Annotated in this window: 10 protein-coding genes; 5 read left to right on the top strand and 5 right to left on the bottom strand. The window is 48.6% G+C overall.

Annotated elements, in window-relative coordinates; all coding sequences use genetic code 11:
* From hisP to alr, 3 genes are all read left to right on the top strand, one after another.
* A complete protein-coding gene (hisP, locus tag A6013_RS21840) occupies positions 1-774 on the top strand; it encodes a histidine ABC transporter ATP-binding protein HisP (RefSeq protein WP_069733757.1) in 774 nt (257 codons plus the stop codon).
* A 254-nt stretch (positions 775-1,028) separates the two neighbouring features.
* Complete coding sequence (locus tag A6013_RS21845) at positions 1,029-1,802, top strand: lysine/arginine/ornithine ABC transporter substrate-binding protein (RefSeq protein WP_370738809.1); 774 nt, start codon at positions 1,029-1,031, stop codon at positions 1,800-1,802.
* 139 nt (positions 1,803-1,941) lie between these two features.
* Positions 1,942-3,021, top strand: a complete 1,080-nt coding sequence (gene alr / locus A6013_RS21850; protein ID WP_023345572.1) for an alanine racemase — start codon at positions 1,942-1,944, stop codon at positions 3,019-3,021.
* Positions 3,022-3,158: 137 nt separating this feature from the next.
* Here alr and A6013_RS21855 read toward each other — a convergent pair whose 3' ends face one another.
* The 3 genes from A6013_RS21855 to A6013_RS21875 form a co-directional block, all read right to left on the bottom strand.
* Positions 3,159-4,139: an IS630 family transposase gene (locus tag A6013_RS21855; protein ID WP_071787701.1), complete on the bottom strand. Its 981-nt coding sequence runs from the start codon at positions 4,137-4,139 to the stop codon at positions 3,159-3,161.
* A protein-coding gene (locus A6013_RS21860) for an IS3 family transposase (RefSeq protein WP_102863719.1) occupies positions 4,140-5,287 on the bottom strand; the annotation gives its coding sequence in 2 pieces (ribosomal slippage) (positions 4,140-5,050 and positions 5,050-5,287; 1,149 coding nt in all).
* 563 nt (positions 5,288-5,850) lie between these two features.
* Positions 5,851-6,753 carry a LysR family transcriptional regulator gene (locus A6013_RS21875; protein WP_023345577.1) on the bottom strand — a complete coding sequence of 301 codons (903 nt, stop codon included), beginning with the start codon at positions 6,751-6,753 and terminating at the stop codon, positions 5,851-5,853.
* Between the two features lie 97 nt (positions 6,754-6,850).
* On the opposite strand from A6013_RS21875, the gene A6013_RS21880 reads away from it, so the two are divergent.
* Positions 6,851-7,459, top strand: coding sequence for a short chain dehydrogenase (locus tag A6013_RS21880; protein ID WP_023345578.1), 609 nt, complete (start codon positions 6,851-6,853; stop codon positions 7,457-7,459).
* A gap of 118 nt (positions 7,460-7,577) precedes the next feature.
* Here the strand turns inward: A6013_RS21880 and A6013_RS21885 are convergent, their stop codons facing one another.
* Positions 7,578-8,759, bottom strand: a complete 1,182-nt coding sequence (locus tag A6013_RS21885) for an MFS transporter (protein ID WP_069733760.1) — start codon at positions 8,757-8,759, stop codon at positions 7,578-7,580.
* Positions 8,760-8,858: 99 nt separating this feature from the next.
* Here A6013_RS21885 and A6013_RS21890 point away from each other — a divergent pair, with 99 nt between their 5' ends.
* Positions 8,859-9,755 carry a LysR family transcriptional regulator gene (locus tag A6013_RS21890; protein WP_053065097.1) on the top strand — a complete coding sequence of 299 codons (897 nt, stop codon included), beginning with the start codon at positions 8,859-8,861 and terminating at the stop codon, positions 9,753-9,755.
* A gap of 60 nt (positions 9,756-9,815) precedes the next feature.
* On the opposite strand, the gene A6013_RS27640 is transcribed toward A6013_RS21890, so the two are convergent.
* Positions 9,816-11,216: a glycoside hydrolase family 1 protein gene (locus A6013_RS27640; protein ID WP_254677891.1), complete on the bottom strand. Its 1,401-nt coding sequence runs from the start codon at positions 11,214-11,216 to the stop codon at positions 9,816-9,818.
* Positions 11,217-11,218 lie beyond the last annotated feature (2 nt).

Raw genomic sequence — 11,218 nt, forward strand, 5'->3', positions numbered from 1 at the left:
ATGTCAGAAACTAAATTAAACGTCGTCGAGTTGCACAAAAGCTACGGAGAGCACGAAGTGCTGAAGGGAGTCTCCCTGCAAGCCAGGGCTGGTGATGTGATCAGCATTATCGGCTCTTCCGGCTCCGGTAAGAGTACCTTCCTGCGCTGTATCAATTTTCTTGAAAAACCCAGCGAAGGCTCCATCAGCGTGAATAACGAGATGATCCACCTGATACGGGACAAAGACGGGCAACTTAAGGTAGCAGATAAAAATCAGCTACGCCGTCTGAGAACCAGCCTGACCATGGTATTTCAGCACTTCAACCTGTGGAGTCATCTGACCGTGCTGGAAAATGTGATGGAAGCCCCTGTTCGCGTGTTAGGGCTCAGTAAGGAATCCGCACGGGAACGGGCGATGAAATATCTGTCCAAGGTGGGCATTGACGAACGGGCGCAAAGTAAATATCCGGCCAATCTTTCCGGGGGACAACAGCAGCGAGTGTCCATTGCCCGGGCTCTGGCGATGGAGCCGGAAGTGTTGTTGTTCGACGAACCCACTTCGGCACTGGACCCGGAACTGGTGGGGGAAGTGCTGAAAATCATGAGGCAGCTGGCAGAAGAAGGAAAAACCATGGTGGTTGTCACCCACGAAATGGAGTTTGCACGTCACGTATCCAGTCAAGTTATCTTCCTGCATCAGGGAAAAATCGAAGAACAAGGGCCTCCGTCCGGGGTATTTGGCAACCCGCAAAGCCCGCGCCTTCGTCAGTTTTTATCCGGTGCGCTGAAATAATGAAATAAACAGACCCCATAGATTTCGGGTTGCAGCCAACCCCCCTGCAACCGGAAGGATGACAGGTATATGTTCAGTTATAAAAAGGAGGAATAGTAAGTTCTGATATCAATTAACCCGGTTCAAATCAAAACAGGTCAGACAGGCATCAATGCGCCTTTGATTCAGCTAAGGCCAGCTACCGCTGTGCACGCAGTTCTCAGCGGGGAAAGTATTATTCTAAATAATGAGAGAGTAGCGATATGAATATGACAATGACGGTTGTGACAGGTGCAATTGCCCTGACGATGATGTTGAACACAGCTCATGCTGCAGAACAGAAAACAGTAAAACTCGGTCTGAGTCCGGCCTATGCGCCATTTGAAAGCAAAACCCCTGACGGCAAGCTGGTTGGATTCGATATTGATATCGGCAACGAAGTCTGTAAGCGAATTCAGGCTAATTGCGTTTGGGTGGAGATGTCTTTTGACGGACTTATTCCCGCGTTAGTAAGTAAAAAAATTGACATCATCAACTCATCAATGAACATCACAGAAAAACGACAGAAAAGTATCTCCTTTACCAATCCCATTTATATTATGCCGATCCAACTGGTCGCCAGGAAAAACTCCGGATTACTACCGACAGTGGAAAGTCTCAAAGGTAAAAGTGTAGGCGTGCAACAGGGCACGACACAAGAAGATTATGCTAAAGCGCACTGGGCCAACGCTGGAGTAAATGTCGTTACCTATCAGGACCAGGACCAGGTATTCATGGACTTATCCGCTGATCGTCTGGATGGCGCAGTTCAGGAATCACAGACAGCACAGCAGGCATTTCTAAGTAAAGATGAAGGTAAAGAATTCAGCTTTGCCGGCGATTCACTGAAAGACCCTGTCACATTGGGACAAGGTACTGGTATAGGGTTACGTCAGAAAGATACAGAGTTGCAGCAGCAGGTAAATAATGCTCTGAATGAAATGAAAAAAGATGGAACTCTACTGAAACTTTCAACTCAGTATTTTAATAGAAACATTATTGCTGAATAGACCATGAATAAACTGTTCAGTCCCGTATATGAATATATAGGACTGAACAACCTGCAAATTAATCACGAAAAGTCATGGCCGCGTTTCGACAACAACGTGAGACCACAATACAACGTTGAGTCAGCAATAAGGATTTGAAATGAAAACAGCAACCGCAGTCATAAGCCGTTGTGCCTTACGCCACAACCTGCAGCAGGTGCGACGTCTGGCGCCACACAGTCGATTAATCGCCGTAATAAAAGCTAACGCATACGGCCACGGTGCCCTGGCAACCGCCCTCGCCCTGAAGGATGCTGACGGTTACGGTGTCGCCCGCCTGTCGGAAGCGCTTGTGCTGCGCCAGGAAGGCATCACCAAACCCATTCTGCTGCTGGAAGGATTCTTATCCAAAGACGAGCTTCCTTTGCTGGCCGAGAATCACTTTGAAACCGTCGTGCATAATATTGAACAGCTTTTCGCACTTGAACAGACCGTTCTGCCCCACCCCATTACGGTGTGGATGAAACTGGATACCGGCATGCATCGATTGGGCATCCGTCCAGACCTGGCTGAGGAATTCTATCAGAGGTTGTGCAACTGCCGCAACGTAGTGCAACCAGTCAACATCATGAGTCACCTCTGCCGTGCGGACGAACCTGAGGAAGAAACCACACACAGTCAGCTGGAATGCTTCGACGCATTCGTCCAGTGTAAGCCCGGCGTACAATCCATCACTGCCTCTAGTGGTATTCTTCTGTGGCCACAGGCCCATCGCGGCCAGGTTCGTCCCGGTATCATCCTGTACGGCGTGTCACCGATAGTAACTCAGGATGCTGCGGACTTCGGCTTTGAACCCTGCATGACACTGACATCCTGCCTTATCGCAGTACGCGAGCATAAGGCAGGCGAACCTGTGGGCTATGGCGGTGACTGGACCAGCACGCGCGATACCTGCCTCGGTGTGGTAGCAATGGGCTACGGCGACGGCTACCCCCGCAGCGCGCCTTACGGCACACCTGTGCTTGTCAATGGCCGGGAAGTACCGTTGGCTGGCCGGGTTTCCATGGACATGGTCACGGTTGATCTCGGTCCCAAGGCTCTGGATCAGGTGGGAGATAAAGTCATTTTTTGGGGCAAGGAACTGCCGGTGGAACGCATCGCCCGTCATACCGGTATCGGCGCTGGCGAGTTGATTACTCGCCTGACACAACGCACAGCACTCGAATATGTTGATGACTGATGGTGACATGGGATGGCGCAGCGTAATGCCGGAAAATAGGCTCATGGTTGATGTGGATAAGTTAAGATTTTCTTAGAGCAGCCTCCACTTTACATGGTTAAACTCATAACACATCTAAATAGCTGCACCTAATACCGCTACACTTTTGCCTGACCATGTTTTCCTCCGGGGAATGGGCTGGCGGTTTCCATAAAATGGCGGACCTTTTTCAGTAACTGCCACATTGAGCGGAACTGATGATTACGGGTTATCGTGTCATGAAGTGCCTGCCATAGCCGTTCCACATGATTCACCCACGGCGAGTAAACCGGCTGGTAAATTACCCTGAACTTGGGATTTGCTTTCAACCAGCGCTGTGTTTCGCGGCTTTTATGGATAATGTAGTTATCAACGATCAGCGTGATTGTTTTCGCCCGCCGGTAAGTGGCTTTCAGGTGTTTCAGCAGAGCGATAAACAGCGCTGAACTTTTGCTGTTGCCGCCCACGTAGCTGACTTTACCCGTGCCACTGTGCAGTGCGCCGGCCAGATAGTATTTTTCGTTCTGCCCCGGCGTCACTACCCGTTTCTGCTGTCCGCGCAACTGCCAGTCCGCACCGATTTTAGAATTAAGGTGGATATCCACTTCATCTTCATAAAATACCGGATGCTCTGCGCTGCATTCATCCAGCGCTTTGTGGATTACCGCCATCTTTTCATCTTTATGTGGGTCACGGATACGCAGAGTTGGCGCGGCCCTGCGCCATACAAGCCCCGCAGATGGCAACCAGCGGCGAACGGTTCCTGCATGTAACTGGCAACCGGTTATCTCATTGATTTTTAATGCCAGTAATTCGGTGCTCCAGCGTGAACGTTGATAACCAAAATCGCCGGGAGAATGCTTTATCAGCTCACGTAACAGGGTGCAGATATGTTCAAAAGGCCAGCGTCGGGAGCGCCCTGCGGGTAAGGATTTCAGGCCTTCAATACCTGAGTGCGTAAACCAGTTAATCCAGCGACCAACGGATGAACGGGCACAACAGAGAGTTCTGGCAACATCGCTGACCCGTTCACCCCGATGAAGCATCAGCATGGCCGTGAGTCTGCGGGCATGATTTTTATCTGAATCGCCACGGATAATCTAGACACTTCCGAGCCGTTGATAATACTGGTTTTCATATTCTGTCGGTGACATCTGATCGCTAGAACCATGCCGACGCTTACTGTTATAAAACATTTCGATGTAATCAAAAATATCGCTGCGGGCTTCTTCCCGCGTTCCGTAGAGCTTTTTCTTTATCCGTTCGCGTTTCAACAACTGGAAAAAGCTTTCTTCAACCGCATTATCATGGCAGTTACCGCGACGGCTCATGCTGCCCTCCAGGCCGTGTGATTTCAGGAACGACTGCCACTCATGGCTTGTGTATTGACTGCCCTGATCCGAATGAACCAGCACCTGTTTTTGGGGATTACGCCGCCATACAGCCATCAGCAGTGCGTTCAGGACAATGTCCTTTGTCATCCGGGATTGCATGGACCAGCCGATAATTTTGCGTGAGAACAGATCAACAACCACGGCAAGATACAGCCAGCCTTCGTGGGTCCTGATGTAGGTTATGTCCGTTACCCAACGCTCATCCGGAGCATCCGGATTGAACTGTCGCTGGAGCCTGTTGGGCGACACGATACTGGCTTCGCCTTTACGTGCCCGCGGGCTCCGGTATCCAACCTGAGCCTTTATCCCGACACGTTTCATCAGTCGCCAGACTCTGTTCACTCCGCACTGTTGCCCGCTGTCCCGCAGATCCAGATGGATTTTGCGATAACCATAGACGCATCCCGATTCCAGCCAGAACTGTTTAATCTGTCCTGTCAGTCTTAGGTCTGCCTGATGGCGTTGTGAATGCGGCTGCTGAAGCCAGGCGTAAAAACCACTGGGATGAACATCCAGCACCCGACAGAGCAGGCGAACAGGCCAGCAACAGGTGTTGTCACGGATAAAGGCGTACCTCAGTCGGACAGCTTTGCGAAGTACGCCGCGGCTTTTTTTAATATGTCCCGTTCGTCGGTAACCCGCTTCAGCTCTTTCTGGAGACGGCGGATCTCGGCCTGAGCATCTGACTGTTCTTTATTAGTGGAAGAATCCGGACCGTACTTCTTTATCCAGGCGTAAAGGCTGTGGGTGGTGATATCGAGACGTGTTGCAACGCTGGCAACAGAATAACCGCGATCAACAACCTGTTTGACTGCTTCAATTTTAAACTCTTCGGGATAACGCTTACCGCTCATGGGCACCTCTCTTTAAGCCATCTTAAATGACTCTGAGGTGTCTGTTAAACCCGTGGCGATTCAGTTCATACTATAAATGCAGATCCCGTCACCTCCTGACCGGACAATCACGTGTAGTTAACTGAATCTGGCCAGTAAGAAAGAACTGGGCTGATATGCTGTATTGATGCTAAAAATACAATTATAATTCATTATTTTTGCTTGATTAGCATTAATTCATTTTTATCATCAATGATGATTATTATTCAGCATAAACTCCTTACTACTTCACCAGAGATCCGAAAAAAGGTAAAGTCGGAACCTGCGCTAATCCTTACTGGCTTATGTCAGAACAGCGAATGGAAGAAGGTCGAATCCCACCTACAGACGTTGCATGATCTGTTGACTAAGTGGATCAGAACTGGCGATGAGAATCCTCCTTCTGAATATCAAAGCCAGGATTACAAATGAATAAGTTTGAGCTGATGCAAAAGCAGGAGAAAATTCAGAGGGAGTCTGGAACTATAGCTATATGCCATTTGATGTTGTATAGGCCGATCAGTTTTTCTGACTGATCGCAAATGTTAAACACAATTCGTGCCCCCGCAAATAGTCGTCATTTCCAGTATTTTGGTCAACCATACTCGGAGCGGATTATCATTACTTTTCCGATGCCAGGCGACAGTAACATCAAACGGGACCATTTTTTCTGCCGTCTCCAGTTTACAGAAGTTTCCCTGTGCTCCTATCGCTGATGGAATGAATGCAATAGCGTCATTCGCAGTGAAAAAAGCGCCGAGCGTCGTATAACACGGTAACGTAGCAATGACGTTATTTTTCATTCCGGCTTTTTCAAAAAAATCATCAACCAGATTTTCAATGTTACCGGCACTCGGAGCAAACTTAACGGCGGGAATATCCGAGAATGACATGTTCATTTCAAGTTTTCCCGGAATAGCTGAACCGTGTCTGACCACACAGCAGTACTCTTCTCGCCGGATGTTTTTGCGTATCAGTCCGACATCAATATGATTCGAAAAACCCAGCACTAAATCGACATCACCGGAATTAAGACATTCAACATGTTGACTGGCATTGAAGTCTTTGATTTCAACGCTGGCACGCGGTGCCAGCGCATGTAGTGTCTTCAGTAAGGATGGGATAATAGTAAGCTGAGCATATTCGTTTGCCATTATGCAGATGCTGAAATCCTGAATGTTCGGATCAAATACCTGGGGTGAACGAAGCTGGCTAACCTCATCCAGAATTTTCTCTACTTTAGGCACAAGAGAAAGGGCATAGTCGGTCGCCTCGAGTCCTGCATTCCTGCGTACAAACAGCTCGGTGCCGAAATAGGTTCTGAGTCTTTTAAGATATGCACTGACCGCCTGCTGAGAGATATCCAGCTTTGAAGCTACCCTTGAGACATTAAGTTCTTTAACCAGCAGTAACAATACACGCATGTGTTTGATATCAATGTAATCCATGTTTAGTTGTACCTCATACAATGTTTGCTTTATTTAAATTGTATCATAACCCATATATGATTTCTCCTGTCTTTCATAAACATATCCGAGGTAAATAATGAAAACTGTAATTCTGATTGGTGCTCAGGGGAAAATGGGCAAAGCGGCGCTGACCGGTTTGGGCGATCACAAAGTGATTACCGCCAGTCGCTCAGGAAAAGGTACGGACTATCAGGTAGATATTACAAGTCATGAATCCCTGAGAGCACTTTTCAAAAACGTCGGCGCCTTTGACGCTGTTGTTAACGCCGTTGGCCACTGCGAGTATGCTAATTTTGTCGATATGACAGCTGAGCAGTGGGAGCTCACTGTCCAGAGCAAAATGCTGGGTCAGATCAATGTTGTTAAAATTGGCCTTGAGTACATCAACGACCGCGGCTCATTCACTTTAATTTCCGGCATTCATAATGTGAAACCTATCCCCGGCTCTATTGCTGACGCAACAACCAGCGGTGCTATCGACACATTTGTACAGTGTGTGGCTAACGAACTGCCCCGCGGGATCCGTATCAATGTAGTGAACCCAACCGTACTGGAAGAAGCCTGGGATGTTTACGGCCCTATGCTCCCAGGGTTCCAGCCAGTTCCGGGCAAACTGGTCGGAAAAGCGTTCCAGCGTTCTGTTGACGGATTTATCAACGGTAAAGTTCTCTTTGTCGATGCCTAACTGCCAGTCAGTCTGTTATTCAGCGTAACTGCTATAGCCTGAGGAGGAGCATAGCTCCGGACTCAGGCTATATGCGTTGGGAACTAAATGAATTTATGGGTGATGCTCACGACGGTTTTCAGTACGCAGCTTCAGTGCTTCTTTCCCTTTTTTGTAGCGCTCCCGCGAAAATACTGAGCAGGAAAGCGAAGAAAACGACCGCACCGGCAAGCCAAGTGGTATGCAGGAGACCGAAATGCATTACGACCAGGCCACCTATCCAGGTTCCGCCGGCGATACCGATATTGAAGGCCGATATATTCAGCCCTGATGCCACATCCACAGCTTCAGGAACGAATTTCTCAGCCTCCCTGACAGCCAGATATTGCAGTACAGGGACGTTTGCAAATGCGGCAGCACCCCAGACAAATGTAGTGACCAGCATCAGCCATGAATTAGATGCTGTCAGATATAAAGCGAACAACACCAGGGACAGTAATAAAAATATAATTTTCAGGGCATTAATAGGGCCGTGTTTGTCAGAGATCCGTCCGCCATACAGATTACCCAGTGCAGCTGCAAAACCGTATACCAGCATGACACCGCTTACAGCAGCGGGTGAAAATCCGGATATTTCCTCAAGAGTAGAGGCAAGGTAGGTAAACGTTATAAACGATCCCCCGTACCCGACCGCTGTCAGGGAATATGCCAGTATCAGTTGGGGGGTTGTCAGAACCCTGAGTAGAAATCTTACTGGCGTGGGTTCAGATTTTTTTATGCCGCGAGGGATCAGTAACAAGCTGCCTGCAAAGGCGATCATCCCGAGAACAGACACTGACAAAAATGTGGCTCTCCAGCCAAGGTGCTGAGCGATGAAAGTCCCCAGGGGAACACCGGTGACCAGAGCAACGGTCAGCCCGGCGAACATGATAGCTATTGCACTCGTGGCTTTATCTTTTGGAACAAGGCTGGCAGCGATGGTTGAAGCAATGGAATAGAACACGCCGTGTGCCATGCCGGTGATGATCCTCGCCACAATCAGCGAAACGAACCCGGGAGCTTGCCAGGCATACAAATTGCTAAGAGTAAAAACGACCATCAGGCACAGAAGAAGCGTTTTGCGGGACATTTTTCCTGTGGCTGCAGTTAAAAGAGGTGCACCTACTGCCACCCCCAGCGCATAGAGACTGACAAGCAGACCCGCTGACGGTACTGAAACTGATAAATCAGCTGAAATGATGGGAATGATTCCAACAAGGACAAATTCAGCTGTCCCGATAGCATAAGCGCTGATTGTCAAAGCGAAGAGTGCTATTGGCATAAAAATCCTTAATCGATAAATGTAAGGATTAATACTGAAATATCTCTGTGAATAAGAACAGATTTATGCCGTTAAAACACTTTTGACTTCAAGGCAAAGATGAAAACAACTTTAGCAGAAATGCAGATATTTATTGCTGTTATAGAAACAGGGACATTATCACGAGCTGCGTATGAGCTGGATCTTACCGTATCAGCTGTTAGCAGAGCGCTTCGACGACTGGAGGAGAAATTAGATACAGTACTGGTCAGACGCTCAACGCGGAGACTGGAATCCACTGAAGAAGGAAGGACATTCCTGGAATATGCCAAACAAATCATTGCTTCAGTAGAGGATGCAGAAGAACATGTCACCATGAAACGTCGTCATCCATCCGGGAAGATTCGGATCATTGCGTCCACGTCTCTTGTACTGCACGTCATTACACCGGTTCTGCATCGATATCAGAAATGCTATCCTGAGATAGAAATTGAAATAATTTCAAATGACAATGTTTATGATTTGCTTGAACACAGAAGTGATGTTGCTGTTTGCATCGGAAAACTCAAAGACTCCGGCTTACATGCGAAGATACTTGGGCTGTGCCAGATGATGTTTGTTGCCTCTCCGCGATACATTGCAGAGCATGGTATGCCTCATCGAGTTGATGCATTAAAAAGCCACAGGCTGATAGGTTACAAACAAAACTCCTTAATGAATGACTGGCCTCTGGATACGGGCGAAGAACACTATTATAAAATTCAGCCATCCATTGTCGCTTCAAACAGTGAGATTATAAGACAGCTGGCCATTCACTCGTCGGGTATTGCTTGCCTGCCAGAACCGTATGTAAAAAATGATATTACAAAGGGTGATCTTGTCAATCTTAATATAAAAGAGAAACTGCGTGTCCGCGAACCACTCAATGCGGTTTATTATAAAAACATTGTTCTTCCATCAAGAACCTCATCATTTGTAGAGTTCCTCGCGGAAAGTTTAGTGTTGCCCTCGGAATAAAAAATTATCCCATATCATTATAAATAAAAGAAAGTGTTACCGGTAAATGTTGGACTGTAATCAACGACACCGGAAAGGGATCAGGGTTTCCCCGTTCGTAGTAATGACATCCCGAAACCAGTAAAAACTATCCTTTGGATATCTTGCATAATCGCCATCACCGCTGTCATCATGGTCAACGTAGATAAAGCCGTAACGCTTATCTAACTCTGCGGTGGCGTTACTGACCAGATCGATGGGGGCCCATGCTGTAAAGCCCATAACTTCGACGCCATCCTCGATTGCTTCATAAACCTGATACAGGTGATTATTGATGTAATTAATACGGTAATCATCATTGACGGTCATATCCTCGTTAAGCTTGTCTCTGGCACCCAGTCCGTTTCCGGCAATGAACAGCGGCTTCTGATAGCGATCCCACAGCATGTTTAACAGGATGCGCATTCCCGTCGGGTCAATGGTCCAGCCCCACTCCGACACCGGCAGCAGCGGGTTTTGTATCATGCTCAGCACGTTACCCCGCGACTTTTCGATGGTGTCCTCGTCGGTTGTCGCACAGCCGCTGTTGTAATAGCTGAACGAGATGAAGTCCACGGTGTTGTTCTTCAGCTGCTCGCGGTCCTCCTCTGTAATATCCAGCACAATATTATTGTCACGGAAGAAGCGCAGCATGTACCCNTCGATGGTGTCCTCGTCGGTTGTCGCACAGCCGCTGTTGTAATAGCTGAACGAGATGAAGTCCACGGTGTTGTTCTTCAGCTGCTCGCGGTCCTCCTCTGTAATATCCAGCACAATATTATTGTCACGGAAGAAGCGCAGCATGTACCCCGGGTAGGCTCCGCGGCACTGCACGTCGCCAAAGAACAGCCASCCGCGGTTCTCATTCATCGTTTTCARCACGTCATCCGGTTTGCAGGTCAGCGGGTAAAGCAGGCCCCCCAGGAGCATATTGCCGATTTTTGCATCCGGGATGATGTCATGGCACCGCCCCACGACGATGGCACTGGCGACCAGCTGATGGTGGATAGCCTGATAGATATCAGCCTGACTGCTGCCTTCAGGCAGGCCCACTCCGGTCAGCGGCGCGTGMAGGGACATGTTGATTTCGTTGAAGGTCAGCCACAGCTTGACCTTCTCTCTGTAGCGCCCGAAAACCGTGACGGCGTAGTCAGTGAAAAAACCAATCAGTCTGCGGTCAGCCCAGCCGTTATAGCGGGTCACCAGATTCCAGGGCATCTCATAGTGGGAGAGCGTCACCATCGGCGTAATTCCGTGCTGCAGAAGCTCGTCAAACAGCCTGTCGTAGTAGGCCAGACCGGCTTCATTCGGGGTCTGCTCATCACCCTGTGGATAGATGCGTGCCCAGGCGATGGAAACGCGCAGGCAGGTAAACCCCATCTCGCTGAAGAGTTTAATGTCCTCCGGGTAGCGGTGGTAAAAGTCGATGGCCACGTCCTTGATGC

Source organism: Enterobacter sp. IF2SW-B1 (assembly GCF_001743375.1).
GTDB lineage: Bacteria > Pseudomonadota > Gammaproteobacteria > Enterobacterales > Enterobacteriaceae > Enterobacter > Enterobacter bugandensis.